Origin of the sequence: Pseudomonas sp. B2021 (genome assembly GCF_018135665.1) — a bacterium.
Taxonomy (GTDB): domain Bacteria; phylum Pseudomonadota; class Gammaproteobacteria; order Pseudomonadales; family Pseudomonadaceae; genus Aquipseudomonas; species Aquipseudomonas lactis.
Genome location: NZ_SMOF01000001.1, coordinates 5,638,716 through 5,656,553 on the forward strand (window position 1 = coordinate 5,638,716; position 17,838 = coordinate 5,656,553).

At 59.9% G+C, this 17,838-nt stretch carries 17 protein-coding genes; 11 read left to right on the forward strand and 6 right to left on the reverse strand.

Annotation, left to right across the window (positions count from 1 at the left end; all coding sequences use genetic code 11):
• Window positions 1–17: 17 nt before the first annotated feature.
• Window positions 18–980: a tyrosinase family protein gene (locus E1K68_RS25520; RefSeq protein WP_169855700.1), complete on the reverse strand. Its 963-nt coding sequence runs from the start codon at window positions 978–980 to the stop codon at window positions 18–20.
• Window positions 981–1,170: 190 nt separating this feature from the next.
• Between E1K68_RS25520 and E1K68_RS25525 the strand changes: the two genes are divergently transcribed.
• Window positions 1,171–1,587, forward strand: a complete 417-nt coding sequence (locus tag E1K68_RS25525; RefSeq protein WP_094773892.1) for a DUF3010 family protein — start codon at window positions 1,171–1,173, stop codon at window positions 1,585–1,587.
• Between the two features lie 7 nt (window positions 1,588–1,594).
• Here the strand turns inward: E1K68_RS25525 and E1K68_RS25530 are convergent, their stop codons facing one another.
• Together E1K68_RS25530 and E1K68_RS25535 are read right to left on the reverse strand one after the other, a co-directional pair.
• Window positions 1,595–2,023 (reverse strand): hypothetical protein, encoded by a 429-nt coding sequence (locus E1K68_RS25530; protein ID WP_003194891.1) that lies wholly within the window; start codon window positions 2,021–2,023, stop codon window positions 1,595–1,597.
• A gap of 240 nt (window positions 2,024–2,263) precedes the next feature.
• Window positions 2,264–3,208 (reverse strand): GlxA family transcriptional regulator, encoded by a 945-nt coding sequence (locus E1K68_RS25535; protein WP_094773893.1) that lies wholly within the window; start codon window positions 3,206–3,208, stop codon window positions 2,264–2,266.
• A gap of 195 nt (window positions 3,209–3,403) precedes the next feature.
• On the opposite strand from E1K68_RS25535, the gene choX reads away from it, so the two are divergent.
• The 5 genes from choX to E1K68_RS25560 all read left to right on the forward strand — a co-directional run bounded on the left by choX (window position 3,404) and on the right by E1K68_RS25560 (window position 7,518).
• The gene (gene choX, locus E1K68_RS25540; RefSeq protein ID WP_212614806.1) at window positions 3,404–4,348 is read left to right on the forward strand and encodes a choline ABC transporter substrate-binding protein; all 945 of its coding nucleotides are present in this window, start codon (window positions 3,404–3,406) and stop codon (window positions 4,346–4,348) included.
• 86 nt (window positions 4,349–4,434) lie between these two features.
• Entirely contained in the window at window positions 4,435–5,322 is an 888-nt protein-coding gene (locus tag E1K68_RS25545) for a 3-keto-5-aminohexanoate cleavage protein (RefSeq protein ID WP_044271833.1), read from the forward strand.
• A gap of 142 nt (window positions 5,323–5,464) precedes the next feature.
• On the forward strand, window positions 5,465–6,430 hold the full coding sequence (locus E1K68_RS25550; protein ID WP_094773895.1) for an L-carnitine dehydrogenase: 966 nt from the start codon (window positions 5,465–5,467) through the stop codon (window positions 6,428–6,430).
• A 105-nt stretch (window positions 6,431–6,535) separates the two neighbouring features.
• Complete coding sequence (locus E1K68_RS25555) at window positions 6,536–7,030, forward strand: thioesterase family protein (RefSeq protein ID WP_034133947.1); 495 nt, start codon at window positions 6,536–6,538, stop codon at window positions 7,028–7,030.
• 224 nt (window positions 7,031–7,254) lie between these two features.
• Window positions 7,255–7,518 carry a hypothetical protein gene (locus tag E1K68_RS25560; protein WP_003194904.1) on the forward strand — a complete coding sequence of 88 codons (264 nt, stop codon included), beginning with the start codon at window positions 7,255–7,257 and terminating at the stop codon, window positions 7,516–7,518.
• A gap of 89 nt (window positions 7,519–7,607) precedes the next feature.
• Here E1K68_RS25560 and E1K68_RS25565 read toward each other — a convergent pair whose 3' ends face one another.
• A complete protein-coding gene (locus E1K68_RS25565) occupies window positions 7,608–8,711 on the reverse strand; it encodes a GlxA family transcriptional regulator (RefSeq protein WP_003194907.1) in 1,104 nt (367 codons plus the stop codon).
• Between the two features lie 534 nt (window positions 8,712–9,245).
• Entirely contained in the window at window positions 9,246–10,622 is a 1,377-nt protein-coding gene (locus tag E1K68_RS25570; RefSeq protein WP_003194909.1) for an L-serine ammonia-lyase, read from the reverse strand.
• Window positions 10,623–11,038: 416 nt separating this feature from the next.
• Between E1K68_RS25570 and E1K68_RS25575 the strand changes: the two genes are divergently transcribed.
• The 3 genes from E1K68_RS25575 (at window position 11,039) to choV (ending at window position 14,076) form a co-directional block, all read left to right on the forward strand.
• Complete coding sequence (locus tag E1K68_RS25575) at window positions 11,039–11,986, forward strand: choline ABC transporter substrate-binding protein (protein ID WP_003194911.1); 948 nt, start codon at window positions 11,039–11,041, stop codon at window positions 11,984–11,986.
• A gap of 69 nt (window positions 11,987–12,055) precedes the next feature.
• Window positions 12,056–12,901, forward strand: a complete 846-nt coding sequence (gene choW / locus E1K68_RS25580; protein WP_003194913.1) for a choline ABC transporter permease subunit — start codon at window positions 12,056–12,058, stop codon at window positions 12,899–12,901.
• A complete protein-coding gene (gene choV, locus E1K68_RS25585) occupies window positions 12,898–14,076 on the forward strand; it encodes a choline ABC transporter ATP-binding protein (protein WP_003194915.1) in 1,179 nt (392 codons plus the stop codon). Before choW ends, choV begins: the two co-directional genes overlap by 4 nt.
• Before the next feature lie 152 nt (window positions 14,077–14,228).
• Here choV and E1K68_RS25590 read toward each other — a convergent pair whose 3' ends face one another.
• A complete protein-coding gene (locus E1K68_RS25590; RefSeq protein WP_236202536.1) occupies window positions 14,229–16,163 on the reverse strand; it encodes a BCCT family transporter in 1,935 nt (644 codons plus the stop codon).
• Window positions 16,164–16,552: 389 nt separating this feature from the next.
• On the opposite strand from E1K68_RS25590, the gene betI reads away from it, so the two are divergent.
• Window positions 16,553–17,146 (forward strand): transcriptional regulator BetI, encoded by a 594-nt coding sequence (gene betI / locus E1K68_RS25595; protein WP_212614808.1) that lies wholly within the window; start codon window positions 16,553–16,555, stop codon window positions 17,144–17,146.
• 110 nt (window positions 17,147–17,256) lie between these two features.
• Window positions 17,257–17,838: aldehyde dehydrogenase family protein (locus E1K68_RS27990; RefSeq protein ID WP_244858836.1), on the forward strand; the 582-nt coding region annotated here is incomplete at its 3' end.

Below are 17,838 nucleotides of genomic sequence, written 5' to 3' on the forward strand. Positions count from 1 at the left end.
AAAGGGCTGCGCCACGCTCAAGCCATGAAAGGTGACTTGAACGGCCTTTTGGTCAAGGGTGAGGCTGGCTCGTAGGCATACCCCAGCGCGGTGATATCCATCACCTCACGGATACGACGAGTCCAGGGTTTGATCACATCATCGTAATTATGCCCGGTGGGGCCATCCTGCATCGGGCAGTAATGAGGCGCCAGTGCGGGCTTATCCAGCATCATTTGCGCCTGCCAGTCGGCCCAGATTTTGTCGATGAAACAATGATGCAGAAAAAATACTGGATCTTCGGGCGAGGTCATCGCCAGCATGTTGCCGCCAATCCATAAATGGACGCGGTTGTGCAATTGAGAACCAGGGGTGGTGACTTGCGGGTCGCCCTTCTGAGTGATCCAGCCTTCGAGTCGGTTTCTAAAGCCTCTATTGAACGGACTCGACGTGTAGTTCGGCTCGTCATACAGCCCTTCATTCATTGCCATCTGCAAGTCCGCAGCCGTCGGCAGCGAGTTGACCAAACGTGAGAACTGGCGCTTCAACCCCGCCCCCGGCAGCCCATCTTCCGGATAGGCAGGCACCGGCCAATTGCCGTATCGGTACGCGAAGGGTCCATCCTGCACCCTGAATTCATCGGCAGCGTCACCGTCACCCCCCAGCAGGCTTTGCTCCCACACCGGCGAATTCGTCGGGTCTGCCGCGTCCAATGTCCAATCCCAGTAAGGCAGCGTGATGCCGGGCGTGATGGTCTGAAGGTCGGCTTCCAACTGCAACAACATTTCACGATGCCAGGGTAAAAAAGCCGGCCCCAAGTGGGCGCCATTACGATAGTCGGGATCTTGGGGTTCATCAGGGTGAACGGTAGGTACCATCACTGCGTGATGCCAATGCACATACTTGTCGTATCCGCCATTACCCTTAAGGGCCAACAGCGTATTGGTAAACGCTAGCCGTTCAGGCCCGCTCAGTTTTCGAATTTCCTTGCGAATATTCATTGCCCGCCTCCCTCGTCGCAAAAAAATGGGACCGCGTGCCAGCCCCTGCTGCGAATCTAGTTGGGGAACCCATCAGGATCTACTGTCAGATCTGACAGTATCAGCACTGCCTCCGACGGATGGTCAGCTCCTCTTGAACGAACCGAGCCTGTTACCATCCGTGCCCTCTTTTCCTGCTCAAGGCAACGCCATGATTATTTGCGGCATCGAAATCAAAGGCAGCGAAGCCATCATCGCTGTCGCCTCCCTGGACAACCAGGCGCTGACCCACGTCGCCCTGGCGACCAAGAAAATCGCCCTCGACGATGACGACGAAGCGGCCAACGTCAAAGCCTTTGCCGCACAGGTGAAAGCGTTTGTGCAGGCCAATGGCATCACGCGTATTGCCATCAAGAAACGCAGCAAGAAAGGTGAGTTTGCCGGTGGCCCGACGACGTTCAAGATTGAAGGGGTGTTTCAATTGCTGGAGGGGGTTGAGGTGACGCTGCTGTCGCCGCAGACCATCAATGCGCAATACAAAAAGCACACCTTTGATCTGCCAGCGACGCTCAACAAGTATCAGCACGAGGCCTATAAGACCGCGTGCTCATGTCTGATGAAGAAATAACCGCACATCAGCTTTTGACGCAGTGCTCCAAGCCGTGCCCGCCGCCTTCGTACTCAGGGCCGTAATAGTATTTAACGAAGGAGACTTTGCCTTCCGGGGTCGGTGTCACTTGCGCTACGCCCACGCCAAAGTCCTTCAAGGCCGGGTCGGTGTGAGCGAAGTAGATGCCCAGCGTATCCGAGGTGCCGGCGGCCATGCCTTCATAGCGGGACTTGTCTTCCAGGGTCAGGGTGAAGGTGTAGGCGGCGTACTTGCCAGTGCTTTGCGTGGCGTCAAGTTTCATCTCGACAACGCCTTTGAAGTGGCCGATATGTTTGTCCTGGCCATTACATTCATAACGGCCGCTGTAATCGGCGCCGGTGAATGGCGCGGGCGCCTGGGCTGCCCATACCGGGGTGGACGCGAGTGCGATCAGAGTGATTAGTTTTTTCAGCATGCCAACCTCTTATGGTTACGTAAGAAACCATTTGGACGTTAGCAGTCCTTTTCCGGTAATCGCGTGCAGCGTTGCAAAACAAGAATATTCCCACGCCACCACATGCATTTCCTGACACCACACTACTTACCAATGTGGGAGCTGGCTTGCCTGCGATTGCGATGTATCAGTTGGCCTATGCGGTGCTGACCCGCCGCCATCGCAGGCAAGCCAACTCCCACCTTGAATCTGCACCAACGCTCAAATCGCCTCCCGTCGCCGATCCTCCCGCGGGCATTTGGCAAACCTTGCGCGATAGCTCCTGGTGAAATACGACGGTGACTCAAACCCGCACGCAATACTCACTTCCAGCACGCTCATGTCGCTCTGGCGCAGCAGTTTGCGGGCTTTTTCCAGGCGCAGGCCCAGGTAGAAATTACTGGGCGTATCGTTCAGGTGCAGGCGAAACAGCCGCTCCAGTTGGCGTCGTGTGACCTTGATCGTTTCGGCCAGGGCCAAGGTGCTCAGGGGCGGTTCGGTGTGCTGTTCCATTTCGCCGATCACGTGCACCAGTTTCTTGTTGTTGATGCCGTAGCGCGTGGCGATCTGCATGCGCTGGTGGTCTTTGCGCGGGCGGATGCGGCTTAGTACGAATTGCTCGGAAACCTGGATAGCCAGCTCCGGGCCGTGGGCCTGGGCGATGAGGTCGAGCATCAGGTCGATGGAGGCCGTGCCGCCGGCGCAGGTGATGCGGCGCCGGTCGATTTCGAACAGTTCCTGGGTCACGCTCAGGTGCGGATAGGCTTCCTTGAAGGCGTCGATGGCTTCCCAGTGCAAGGTCAGGCGGTGGCCGTCAAGCAGGCCAGCCTCAGCCAGCACGCAGGCACCGGTGTCGATGGCGCCGAGGGTCACACCCTCATGGTCGAGGCGGCGCAGCCAATGCTCCAGGGCGGGCGTGGCGAACTGCAGGGGTTCGAAGCCAGCCACCACCAGTAAAGTCGCGCCTTTTTTCAATAGCTCAAGCGCGGCGTCGGCGTTGACCGACATGCCGTTGCTCGCCAGCACCGCGCCGCCATCAGCACTCAAAATGTGCCAGCGGTACAGCTCGCCGCGAAAGCGGTTGGCCACGCGCAACGGTTCCAGCGCGGAGATAAAACCGAGGGCCGAGAAACCCGGCATCAGCAAGAAATAGACATCCTGGGACATGGTGGCGCTCTCGTCGGACGGGCAGCGTGGTCACTGTGATACGCCAGTTCAACCGGCCATTCAAGAGCCCAGGTCGCTGCAGTGCAAGAGCGGGTCGCCGCCGTGCGCTTTGCGGGGCGCCAAGCTGCGTAACGTGATCCCACGGCGCACCAAGACGCCGGCACCCACAATAACGACCTGCCGAGGGCTCCACCCATGAACCGACTGATCAGCCGCTGCGTACTTGCACTCAGCGCCAGCGCTATTTTGAGCACCCCTGTCATGGCAGCGGATGCCCCTGCTTGCCAGAACGTGCGCATGGGCGTGGTCAACTGGACCGACGTCATCGCCACCAGCGCCATGGCCCAGGTGCTGCTCGATGGCCTCGGCTACAAGACCAAACAAACCAGCGCCTCTCAGCAAATCATCTTTGCCGGCATTCGCGACCAGCGCCTGGACCTGTTTCTCGGTTATTGGAACCCGCTGATGACCCAGACCATCACGCCGTTAGTCGACGCCAAGCAAGTCAAAGTCCTCGACAAAGCCAGCCTGGAAGACGCCCGCGCCACCCTCGCAGTGCCGACTTATCTGGCGGATAAGGGCCTGAAAACCTTTGCCGATATCGCCAGGTTCGAGAAAGAGCTGGGCGGCAAGATTTATGGCATCGAGCCGGGCTCGGGCGCCAATACGCAGATCAAGGCGATGATCGCCAAGAACCAGTTCGGCCTGGGCAAGTTCCAGTTGGTGGAGTCCAGCGAAGCCGGCATGTTGGCGGCCGTGGACCGTGCCGTGCGCCGCAAGGAAGCCGTGGTGTTCTTTGGTTGGGCGCCGCACCCGATGAACGTCAATGTGGCGATGACTTACCTCACCGGCAGCGAAGACGCCCTGGGCCCGAACGAAGGCATGGCCACCGTATGGACCGTGACCGCGCCGGCCTACGCCGACCAGTGCCCCAATGTGCATAAGTTGCTGACCAACCTGACGTTCACTGCCGCCGACGAGAGCCGGATGATGCAGCCGCTGCTGGATCACAAGGACGCCATCGAGTCCGCCAAACAGTGGCTCAAAGACCACCCACAAGACCAGGCGCGCTGGCTGGAGGGTGTGACCACCTTCGACGGCAAGCCGGCTGCCGCCAACCTGCAATTGACCACCAAATAACCCATCCAGATCACCGCTTCGCAGCCCATGACGGTTGCGAACGGCGCCCTGCGCCTTGAAATCACACGCCTGTAAGGAACCGCCTCATGAACCACGACGTCATCATCACCTGCGCACTCACCGGTGCTGGCGACACGACCGCCAGAAGCCCACACGTGCCGGTCACCCCCAAACAAATCGCCGCCGCTGCGGTGGAAGCCGCCAAGGCCGGTGCCACCGTGGTGCATTGTCATGTACGCGACCCGCAGACCGGCAAGTTCAGCCGCGATGTGGCCCTGTACCGTGAAGTGATGGAGCGCATCCGCGAGGCCGACATCGACATCATCGTCAACCTCACCGCCGGCATGGGGGGGGACCTGGAGATCGGTGGCGGCGAGAATCCCATGGAGTTCGGGCCCAATACCGACCTGGTGGGCCCGCTGACCCGCCTGGCCCACGTTGAAGAACTGCTGCCGGAAATCTGCACCCTGGACTGCGGCACGCTGAACTTCGGCGATGGCGACACCATTTACGTGTCCACCCCGGCGCAGCTGCGTGCCGGCGCCAAACGTATCCAGGAACTGGGCGTAAAGGCCGAGCTGGAAATTTTCGACACCGGCCACCTGTGGTTCGCCAAGCAGATGATCAAGGAAGGGTTGCTGGATAACCCGCTGTTCCAACTGTGCCTGGGCATTCCCTGGGGCGCGCCGGCCGATACCACCACCATGAAAGCCATGGTCGACAACCTGCCCGCCGACGCGGTGTGGGCTGGCTTCGGGATTGGTCGCATGCAAATGCCAATGGCCGCGCAAGCGGTGCTGTTGGGGGGCAACGTACGGGTGGGCCTGGAGGACAACCTGTGGCTGGACAAGGGCGTGCTCGCCACCAATGGGCAGTTGGTGGAGCGTGCCAGTGAAATTCTCAGCCGGTTAGGCGCAAGAGTCCTGACCCCAGCCGAAGGCCGCATCAAGATGGGCCTGACCCAACGCGGCTAACACAGACACCACCACTCCTGTGGGAGCCGGGGTTGCCCGCGATGAGGCCAGTAAATCCGCCACATCTTTGTAGCCTGCAATGCCGCCATCGCGGGCAAGCCCGGCTCCCACAAAGGATCATCGAACACTTTAGGAATATGCCATGCGCTTTATCACCGACATCAAAACCTTCGCCGCGTTGGGCAGCGGCGTCATCGGCAGCGGCTGGGTGTCCCGTGCCCTTGCCCATGGCCTGGATGTAGTCGCCTGGGACCCCGCGCCCGGTGCCGAGGCAGCCCTGCGCAAACGCGTCGCCAACGCCTGGACTGCCCTTGAACAACAGGGCCTGGCGCCCGGTGCCTCCCAAGACCGCCTGCGCTTTGTCACCACCATCGAAGAATGCGTGAAAGACGCGGACTTCATCCAGGAAAGCGCCCCGGAACGCCTGGAGCTGAAGCTGCAATTGCACAGCCAGATCAGCGCCGCGGCCAAGCCGAACGTATTGATCGGTTCCAGCACCTCAGGGCTATTGCCCAGCGAATTCTATGAAAGCTCCACCCACCCGGAACGCTGCGTGGTCGGCCACCCCTTCAACCCGGTCTACCTGTTGCCACTGGTAGAAGTGGTGGGCGGCAAAAACACCGCGCCAGAGGCGATCCAGGCAGCGATCAAGGTGTATGAATCCCTCGGCATGCGCCCGCTGCATGTGCGCAAGGAAGTGCCGGGGTTTATTGCCGACCGCCTGCTGGAAGCGCTGTGGAGAGAGGCGCTGCACCTGGTCAATGACGGCGTGGCGACCACCGGCGAAATCGACGATGCCATTCGTTTTGGTGCCGGGTTGCGCTGGTCGTTCATGGGTACTTTCCTCACTTACACCCTGGCGGGCGGCGATGCGGGCATGCGCCACTTCATGGCGCAGTTCGGCCCGGCGTTGCAGTTGCCGTGGACTTACCTGCCGGCGCCAGAATTGACTGAAAAACTGATTGATGATGTGGTCGATGGCACCGCGGAGCAGTTAGGTAACCACAGCATCTCGGCGCTGGAGCGCTATCGTGATGACTGTCTGCTGGCGGTGCTGGAAGCCGTAAAAACAACCAAGGCCAAGCACGGCATGAACTTCGCCGAATAACCCTGTGGAAGCTGGCTTGCCTGCGATGGCGGTGTTGGCCTCACCATTGCTATCGCAGGCAAGCCAGCTCCCACATTTGACCGCATACTGAATTGGATTCATGCCATGCCCGCACTGACCACCTACACCACGAACATCCTGCCCGACTGGGTCGACTACAACGGCCATCTGCGTGACGCGTTCTATCTGCTGATCTTCAGCTACGCCACCGATGCGCTGATGGACACCCTGGGGCTGGACAGCGAAAACCGCGAAGCCAGTGGCCACTCGCTGTTCACCCTGGAGCTGCACCTGAACTACCTGCATGAGGTGAAGCTCGGGGCCGAGGTTGAGGTGCATACCCAACTGATCGCCCATGACGCCAAGCGCCTGCACCTCTATCACAGCCTGCACCTTGTGGGCGAAGAGCGCGAGTTGGCCGGTAACGAACAGATGCTGCTGCATGTCGATCTGGCCGGGCCGCAGTCGGCGCCGTTTGCCGGCGCGACCCTGGAAAAACTCATTGCCCTGAGCCAGGAACACGCCGATCTACCCCGGCCTGCCCTGCTCGGCCGGGTGATCGGGCTGCCCGCGCAAAAAAAAGCCCCGATCCAGCCGTGACGGGATCGGGGCAGAGTGCTTTGTGTGAGCCGTGCATGTCGAGGGTGACCAAACCTTCAAGCTGCGTGCCTGGGTTCAGTGTGCCCGTTACGGGTCAGGTCAAGTACCCCGAAAACGACCTGTTCATAGCCATACGAGCCATCGGTGGATTCTGCCCTTGCCGCCAGTCCTGGGGCCTACCAGAATCCAAGTCAATTCCCGCTCCCTACACCAGGATGACCGTCATGATGCACGCGGATTTGATTGACCAGGATGACCTGCTGGGCCAACTGCGCTCGCTGGGTTTTGAAGTGTCCAGCGGCGCTACCGCCGAGCAGGCTTGCGAATGTGCGGTGCGCGGGTTGAGTGAAGCGCGGGCCAAGGCGCTCAAGGGCATGGTTGAAAAGATGTACAGCGGCAGCGCGACGATTTTGCCGGCGGTGAGGCAGGCGATCGACCAGCAATTGTTGCCGGCGCTGATGCAGTTCAAACAAAGCTCTGGCGCCTGAAATACCGCTATCGCAGGCAAGCCAGCTCCCACAGGGGAACGCATTCCAAGGTGGGAGCTGGCTTGCCTGCGATGCACACGGCTCGGTTTTTAGAGCCTTACACTGGCAAAGGTCGACTCATTGCGCGCCTGGCTCAACGCCGACATCGGCCCCGACAATGGGGACAACACCAGTGCCGGCGGAATCGGCATCATCGCCACTTGCTGGGTGGTGTTGGAACCTACGCGCTCATCCCGTGGCGGAATGCCAAAGTACTCGCGATAGCACTTGGAAAAGTGCGGCGTAGACACAAACCCGCACACCGAGGCAACTTCGATGATCGACATCGGCGTCTGCTTGAGCAGTTGCCGTGCACGGATCAGGCGCAGCTTGAGGTAGTAGCGCGACGGCGAGCAGTGCAGGTATTTCTGGAACAGCCGCTCCAACTGCCGGCGCGACACGGCGACATACACCGCCAGTTCGTCCAGGTCGATCGGCTCTTCGAGGTTGGCTTCCATCAGCGCGACGATTTCCTGCAGTTTCGGCTGGTTGGTGCCGAGCATGTGCTTGAGCGGCACACGCTGGTGATCCTGTTCGTTGCGGATGCGTTCGTACACGAACATCTCGGAGATGGCGGCCGACAATTCACGGCCGTGGTCACGGCTGATCAGGTGCAACATCATGTCCAGGGGTGCGGTGCCGCCGGAGCTGGTGAAGCGGTTGCGGTCGAGGGTGAACAGGCGCGTGCTCATGGCCACCCGCGGGAAGGCTTCCTGCATCGACGCCAGGCATTCCCAGTGCACGCTGCAATCAAAGCCGTCGAGCAAGCCGGCGCAGGCCAGGGCCCAGCTGCCGGTGCACACCGCGCCAAGGCGGCGAGACTGGCGCGCCTGGCTTTGCAGCCACGACACATGTTCACGGGTGACGGTACGCTGGATGCCCACGCCGCCGCACACGATGACCGTGTCCAGGACGGGGGCTTTGTGCATGGAGGCGTCGGGGGTGATTTGCAGGCCATCGCTGGCCCACACCTGGTTGCCGTCGACACTCAGGGTTGTCCAGCGATACAGCTCGCGGCCGGACAGCTGGTTGGCCATGCGCAGTGGCTCCACGGCTGACGCCAGGGAAATCAGCGTGAAATTGTCCAGCAGCAAAAAGCCGATGGATTGAGGCGCACGGTTCTGGGGTTGGGCCCCGGAGTTGGTCGACGTCATCGCAGTATCTCCTCACATCACACAAAGCAGGTGGTGGCCTCAGGCGAGGCTCTTGTTATTGCGCTCGTCCTGGAAAGGAGAGGCTTTGTAATTGATAGAGCAAATGCCATGCCTAAAATTGAATGGCTATTCAAGAACTCCTGAAAACGACCTGTTGACGCGTCTATACAAGCCCGCGCGTGAAGTGCGGGATATGACGCCTAACGGGCGGGGTTCAAGGGGTGTGAGCAGATCGGTAGCACTTGTGGGAAGGCGCTTTGCGGGCGTAGGAGAAGTCTGTCACCCAAAGCACATCAGGCGTGTGATCGTGTAGGAATCGTTCGGAAGCTACTTATCTATTTGCGACGCGCTAAAAGGTGGCGATTTTGGCCGGGGTGTTCACTTTGTGAGCAATTATGTCAGCACTACAGCCATTCAGCTCGTTCCCACGCTCTGCGTGGGCATGCATCCTGTGACGCTCTGCGTCACCCCTGGGACGCGGAGCGTCCGGGGCGGCATTCCCACGCGGAGCGTGGGAACGATCATGTCACTGACTCAACATTCAACCGCACTCACCGCCAACCCACCCCGCGATGTCTCTTTGTACTTGTCATGCATATCGGCCCCCGTATCACGCATGGTGCGGATCACCCGGTCCAACGAGATGAAGTGCTGGCCATCGCCACGCAACGCCATTTGCGCCGCGTTGATCGCCTTCACCGCCGCGATCGCATTGCGCTCGATACACGGCACTTGCACCAAACCGCCCACTGGGTCGCAGGTCAGGCCAAGGTTATGTTCCAAACCGATTTCAGCGGCGTTGCACAGTTGCTCCGGCGTGGCGCCGAGGATCTCCGCCAACCCGGCCGCGGCCATCGCGCACGCAGAACCGACCTCGCCCTGGCAACCGACTTCGGCACCGGAGATCGAGGCGTTCTTTTTACACAGGATGCCCACTGCCGCCGCGCCGAGCAGGTAGTCGACCACGTTGGCTTCGGTGACTTCTTCACTGAACTTCATAAAGTAGTGCAACACCGCCGGGATGATCCCCGCCGCGCCATTGGTAGGCGCCGTGACCATGCGCCCACCGGCGGCGTTTTCTTCGTTGACCGCCAGGGCGAACAGGTTGACCCATTCCATGGCGCTCAAGGTCGAGCCGATCACATTCGGCTTGTTCAGCTCCTGCAAGCTGCGGTGCAACTTGGCGGCGCGACGGCGCACGTTCAAGCCGCCAGGCAGAATACCCTCGTGCTTGAGGCCCTGCTCCACGCATTCTTGCATGGCGCGCCAGAGCTTCATCAGGCCGCTGCGGATTTCTTCTTCGCTGCGCCAGGTTTTTTCATTCGCCAGCATCAGTTCGGCAACGCGCAGGTTGTGGGTCTTGCACAGTTGCAAGAGCTCCACGGCACTGGAAAAGTCATAGGGCAGCTCGGTGCGGTCCATATCCGCCACACCGCTTTGGGCCTGGGCTTCATCCACCACGAAACCGCCGCCCACCGAGTAATAGGTGTCGCGGTGCAACTCGCCGTTTTCGGCAAATACCACCAGGGTCATGGCATTGGGATGAAACGGCAGGTTCTCGTCGAGCAGACGCATGTCCCGCGCCCACACAAACGGCACCGGCAACCGCCCGTCCAGCAGCAGCGTGTCGGTTTCGCGCAAGGTGTGAATACGGGCGCCGATTTGCGTGGGGTCGATTGCGTCCGGCCATTCGCCCATCAGGCCCATGATGGTGGCGGTGTCGCTGCCGTGACCGATGCCGGTGGCCGACAGCGAGCCGTACAGTTGCACTTCGACACGCTGCACCTGTTCCAGCCACCCACGTTCACGCAATCCTTGAACGAACAACGCGGCGGCGCGCATGGGCCCCACGGTGTGCGAACTCGAAGGCCCGATGCCGATCTTGAACAGGTCGAAAACGCTGATAGCCATTAACGTGAAACTCCTCGATAAGCACGGGCCGGGCTTGAACGAGGTGCTACGCTCAGATCGCCCAGATGGCGGCATCATCAAGCTTTTATTCGTCATCACGGCGTCTCACACCGACGCACTCATGCTCACCAGCGGCGCTCGCGTGCGAACGCCAGTTTTGGCCGTTTTTTGCGGTGCAGAAGGGTAAAAACAGCAGTTTTACCTTCGGAAAAACCTGTAAGCGACGTCATCGGTACTGGATGCGACCCTCCCTGTACTGGATACGACGCCCCCTGTAGGCGTCAGATTTTCACTGGTACATGATCAGTCTCGACTCGTTTGCAAGGCACCGCGCCAGAGCTGTTGTCGCACGCTCCAACCGCAACACCTATAAAGCGCGGCGAATGCCGCCAGAAAAGACACAGGAGTCTACCCACATGAAAGGTTCACCCTCGTTGTTGTTGGCCGCCATGCTGAGTCTGCCAGTCGTGGCATACGCCGCAGAACCGGAACAGTGCAAGACCGTCAACTTCTCCGATGTCGGCTGGACCGACATCACCGTCACCACCGCGACCACCAGCGAGATTCTCAAGGGCCTGGGCTACAAGCCGCGCACCACGATGATTTCGGTACCGGTGACTTACAAGTCCCTGGCCGACGGCAAGAACATGGATATCTTCCTCGGCAACTGGATGCCGACCATGGAAAACGACATCAAGCAGTACCGTGATGCCGGCACCGTGGAAACCGTGCGCGCCAACCTGGAGAACGCCAAGTACACCCTGGCAGTCCCACAGGCGCTGTACGACAAGGGCCTGAAAGACTTCGCCGACATCGCCAAATTCAAGGATGAGCTGGGCGGCAAGATCTACGGCATCGAGCCGGGCAACGATGGCAACCGCACCATCCAGACACTGATCGACAAAGATGCCTTCGGCCTGAAAACCGCCGGCTTCAAGGTGGTCGAATCCAGCGAAGCCGGCATGCTCTCTCAGGTTGAACGCGCTTCCAAGCGCAACCAGGCCATCGTGTTCCTCGGCTGGGAACCGCACCCGATGAACACCCGCTTCAAGATGAAGTACCTGACCGGTGGTGACGACTCGTTCGGCCCCAACTACGGCCAGGCCACCATCTATACCAACACCCGCAAAGGCTACACCCAGGAATGCAGCAACGTCGGCCAGTTGCTGAAGAACCTGGTGTTCACCCTCGACATGGAAAGCACCCTGATGGGTAACGTCCTGGACGACAAGATGAAGGCCGACGCTGCCGCCAAGGCCTGGCTGCAAAAGAACCCGCAAGTGCTCGACACCTGGCTCGCCGGTGTCACCACCGTTGATGGCAAACCAGGGCTCGATGCCGTTAAAGCTTACCTCGCCAAATAGCACCCGCTGACCCCAGGCCGGTGCGCTGGCCTGGGATGTTTTCCCCTTCGCATGTGGACATTCACTACCATGCTGACTGAACAGAAAATCCCACTAGGCCAGTACATCGCTGCCTTCGTCGACTGGTTGACCCAACACGGTGCCAACTACTTCGACGCAATCGCATCGACACTGGAAACGATGATCCACGGCGTGACGTTTGCGCTGACCTGGTTCAATCCACTGGCATTGATCGGTCTGATTGCGCTGCTGGCTCACTTTATTCAACGTAAATGGGGACTGACTGTTTTTGTCATCGCCTCCTTCCTGCTGATCCTCAACCTGGGGTACTGGCAGGAAACCATGGAAACCCTCGCCCAGGTGCTGTTCGCCACCCTGGTCTGCGTGGTCATCGGTGTGCCGCTGGGCATTGTTGCCGCGCATAAACCGATGTTCTACACCATGATGCGGCCGGTACTCGATCTGATGCAGACCGTGCCGACCTTCGTCTACCTCATCCCTACCCTGACCCTCTTCGGGCTGGGTGTGGTGCCTGGGCTGATTTCCACGGTGGTGTTCGCGATTGCCGCGCCGATCCGCCTGACCTACCTGGGTATCCGCGATGTTCCGCAAGAGCTGATGGACGCCGGCAAGGCCTTTGGCTGCTCGCGCCGCCAGTTGCTCTCGCGCATTGAACTGCCCCACGCCATGCCGAGCATCGCCGCCGGCATTACCCAATGCATCATGCTGTCGTTGTCGATGGTGGTAATCGCGGCCCTGGTAGGCGCCGACGGCCTCGGTAAGCCGGTGGTCAACGCACTCAACACCGCCGATATTGCCTTGGGCTTTGAAGCGGGCCTGGCCATTGTGTTGCTCGCCATCATGCTCGACCGTATCTGCAAACAACCCGACGCTAAAGTAGGGGGTGATGCATGAGCATTATCCGATTCGACAAAGTCGACGTGATCTTTTCCAAAGACCCACGCGAAGCGCTCAAGCTGCTGGACCAGGGCATGAGCCGTAACGAAATCCTGAAGAAGACCGGGCAGATCGTCGGCGTCGAGAACGCCAGCCTGGATATCGAGAAAGGCGAGATCTGTGTGCTGATGGGCCTCTCGGGCTCAGGCAAGTCCAGCTTGCTGCGCTGCATCAACGGCCTCAATACCGTCAGTCGTGGCCAGCTGTTTGTGGAGCATGAAGGGCGTCAGATCGACATCGCCTCCTGCACCCCCGCCGAACTGAAAATGATGCGCACCAAACGCATCGCCATGGTGTTCCAGAAGTTCGCCCTGATGCCTTGGCTGACGGTGCGCGAGAACATCAGCTTCGGCCTGGAAATGCAGGGCCGCCCAGAGAAAGAACGACGCACACTGGTGGACGAGAAACTCGAACTGGTGGGCCTGAGCCAATGGCGCAACAAGAAGCCCGACGAGTTGTCCGGTGGCATGCAGCAGCGCGTCGGCCTGGCCCGCGCCCTGGCGATGGACGCCGATATCCTGCTGATGGACGAACCCTTCTCGGCCCTCGACCCGCTGATCCGCCAAGGCTTGCAAGATGAGCTACTGGAACTGCAACGCAAATTGAGCAAGACCATCGTGTTCGTCAGCCACGACCTGGATGAAGCACTCAAGCTCGGCAGCCGTATCGCGATCATGAAAGACGGCAAGATCATCCAGTACAGCGTGCCGGAAGAGATCGTGCTGAACCCGGCGGACGACTATGTGCGCACCTTCGTCGCCCATACCAACCCGTTGAACGTGCTGTGCGGGCGCAGCCTGATGCGCACCCTGGATAACTGCACGCGTGTGAATGGTTCGGTGTGCCTTGATCCGGGTGGCGACTCCTGGCTGGACCTGGCGGAAGGCAACACCATCCGGGGCGCACGCCAGAATGGTGTGACGATGAACCTGCAGAACTGGGCGCCAGGGCAAGCCGTGGAAGGCTTGGGTCGCGTACCGACCCTGGTGGACTCGAACATCGGCATGCGCGATGCGTTGCAGATTCGCTACCAGACAGGCAACAAGCTGGTGCTGCACGACAACAACAAAGTGGTGGGGATTTTGGGAGACAGTGAGCTCTACCACGCTCTGCTGGGCAAGAACCTGGGTTGACTGCTAAAGGAATGCGGTCAATGTGGGAGCTGGCTTGCCTGCGATAGCAAGGGTGAATCCAACATAGCTATCGCAGGCAAGCCAGCTCCCACATTCGACCGCATTCAATGCTTGCAACAGCGGCGCCAGTGAAGGCGCCGCCAGCTCAACTATCAGCTATAGACCCGGCCAAGGAGCTGCCGATGGCTTTCAAACTGATCGAGCACATCCCGGGTGATCTGCTCCTGGGTGAAGCCCATCAGGTCATACTCCTGAGGCCCGTTGTGCAGGTACACCTCGGCACGGTAGTAACGGGTGCGCTCTTCTTCAGGCAGGTCAGCCGGCGCCGCCGAGTAGCCATCCAGGCTCACTTCGTAGACAAACGGGTTGCCTTCGTCCATCTCGATCCGCACGCCGATGCAGCGTTTGGATTTGCCCAGCAAGGTCTGCACTTCCAGGCCCTGATCACGCAACGCAGTCGCAGCTTCTTCCAACGCCGGCGTTACGTGTTTGTCCATAAAGCGCTGCACGGTGGCCTGGCTCGGTTGCAGGTCCAGGGCGCTCAAACGCTCGCTGAAACCACGACGCCCGCGTTCAGCCAATTGCGCCTGCTCCTGTTCGATGGCCACGTCTTGGCGCATGGCCTTGTGCAAACCGAACATAAAGAACACCAGCACCACCGAGAACGGCAGCCCCGCCAGCACCACCATGGTTTGCATGGCTTCGAAGTTACCGGCAAACAGCAGGCCGATGGTCACCAGGGTGATCACCGCCGACCAGAAGATACGCAACCAGTGCGGCGCGTCTTCATCCACGTTGCCGCCTTTGCAAGAAAGGTTGGCCATCATCACCGCGCCGGAATCCGCTGGTGTCAGGAACAACACGAAGCCCACGAAGATCGACACGCCGATCACTACTTTCGACGCGGGGTAATGCTCAAGCAGTTGGTAGATGGCCATGGACGGTTGCTCCAGCGCCGTCTTGCCCAACTCCACGGCCCCATGGTTCAACACCAAATCCAGGGCCGAGTTGCCGAAGATCGACAGCCACGCCAGGGTAAAGCCCAACGGGATCAGCAATACGCCAGCCACCAGTTCACGCACGGTACGCCCACGGGAAATACGCGCGATGAACATGCCTACAAATGGCGCCCAGGAAATCCACCAGGCCCAGTAGAACAGGGTCCACAGGCCCATCCAGCGTTCGGTCTTGGCACCGTCGCCTTCGTACACATACAGGTCGAAGGTTTTGAGCACGATACCGTTGAGGTAATCACCGGTGTTCTGCACCAGGCCATTGAGCAGGTGCAAGGTAGGGCCGAACAACAGCACAAAGATCAACAAACCGCTGAACAGCACGATGTTGAGGTTGGAGAGGCGGCGAATACCGTTTTCCACACCCGACACGGCAGCGATGGTCGCCACGGTGCTCATCACGATGATCACGATCAGCAGGTTGGTGTTGCTGTGCTCCATGCCGAACAGGTTTTCCAGCCCCGACGACACCTGCATCGAGCCGATCCCCAGGTTGGTCACCAGACCCAGCAGGGTCACGAACATGCCGAAACCGTCTACCGCATGGCCGGCGGCGCCCTTCACCCAACGCTCGCCCACCAGCGGGTACAGCGCCGAACGCAAGGCCAGCGGCTGGTTGTGGCGGTAGGCAAAGTACGCCACGGCCAGGCCCACCAGCGCATAGATCGCCCAGCCGTGCAGCCCCCAGTGCAAGAAGGTCAGTTGCAGCGCCTGGCGTGCCGCGCCATTGCTGGCGGCAGCGCCTTCGGGCGGGTTGAAGTAGTGGTCCAACGGCTCGGACGCACCGAAATACAACAGCGAGATGCCGATACCCGACGAGAACAACATGCCGGCCCAGGCGCCGTAGCTGAAGTCTGGGGTATCGTCCTTCGCACCCAGCTTAAGTTTCCCATAGGACGAAAACGCCAGGCCGACCACAAACACCAGGTAGGCAGCGATGACCACCATGTAGTACCAGCCAAAGCTTTTCGACAGCCAGGCCTGTGCTACGCCGAGCAGGCGCCCGGCCTCCTGCGGGGCGACGATCAGAATGGCGGTCAACAATAAAATCAGCGCGGTGGAGGTGTAGAACACCCAACCGTTGACCCGAACCTTTTCCGGTGGGGTCTTTATAAGAGAGGCAGAACTCATGGCGCAGATGCTCCAGGCAGTGCGAGAGAGAAACACAAGGCAACGGTTATCCCGGGACATCGATTTTTCGGCAGTCGACGGACGGGTGTTATAAAGACACCCCAAAATTCTTGAGCCCGCCAAGGCGGTGATCAGGCTCTGAAGTGGCCTGTTTCAAGGGTTTTTGCAGGTGTCGAAGGTTGCAGCTCGCAGGTAGGAAACATCTGTAGGCAGCGACCATTTGTCGCAGATCTTATTCTTTGTTGATTGAACGTTCAATCAAAACAAAATAGACTGGCCCTCAAGCCGACGGACGTGGATCGCCCATCGGCAGGCCTAAGGAGAGGTGCTACATGCCCAAGGTCGGTATGCAACCCATACGCCGCCAGCAGTTGATCGAAGCCACGTTGACGGCCATTGATCGGGTCGGGATGGGAGATGCCAGCATTGCGCTGATCGCCCGTCTGGCCGGCGTCTCGAACGGCATCATCAGCCACTACTTTCAGGACAAGAACGGCCTGATCGCAGCGACGATGCGCTACTTGATGAATGCGCTGATCGAGAACGTGCAAGAACGCAGGCGTGCCTTGAAGGATGACAGCCCACGGGCGCACCTTCAGGTGATCATCGAAGGCAACTTCGACGCCAGCCAGGTCAGCGGCCCGGCAATGAAAACCTGGCTGGCCTTCTGGGCCACCAGCATGCACCACCCGTCATTGCACAGGTTGCAGCGGATCAACGATCAACGTCTGTATTCCAACCTGTGCTGCCAGTTCCGCCGAGTGCTGCCGCTGCCGCACGCACGCAAAGCAGCCCGAGGCCTGGCGGCCCTGATCGACGGTTTGTGGTTGCGCGGCGCCCTGTCGGGAGACGCTTTCGACACGGAGCAGGCGCAACGGATCGCTTACGAATACATGGATTTCCAATTGGCCAAGCAGGTGAGTTAGAGCACACATAACCGCTCAACCCCTGAACGTCCGCCGCTCAGTGTTGCCACACCCCCATGGCCCACTGTTCGGCGGGTAACGCCAACCACTTATGCACTTGCGAGGACTTTATGGCCCGTTTCGACCTGCAAAAACTCTACATTGACGGCGGCTACAGCGACGCTGGCAGCGATGCCACCTTCGAAGCCATCAACCCGGCTAACGGTGAAGTTCTCGCCCAAGTGCAACGCGCCACCTTCGATGACGTTGAACGTGCCGTGGTCAGCGCTGAAAAAGGCCAGAAAATCTGGGCCGCCATGACCGCCATGGAGCGTTCGCGCATCCTGCGTCGTGCCGTGGACATCCTGCGCGAGCGCAACGATGAGCTGGCCGCCCTGGAAACCCTGGACACCGGTAAAGCTTTCTCCGAAACCAAGTACGTCGACATCGTCACCGGTGCTGACGTACTGGAATACTACGCCGGCCTGGTGCCTGCCATCGAAGGCGAGCAGATCCCACTGCGCGACACTTCGTTTGTCTACACCCGCCGCGAGCCATTGGGGGTGGTTGCCGGTATCGGCGCGTGGAACTACCCGATTCAGATCGCCCTGTGGAAATCCGCACCGGCCCTGGCTGCCGGTAACGCGATGATCTTCAAGCCAAGCGAAGTCACCTCGCTGACCACCCTGAAACTGGCCGAGATCTACACCGAG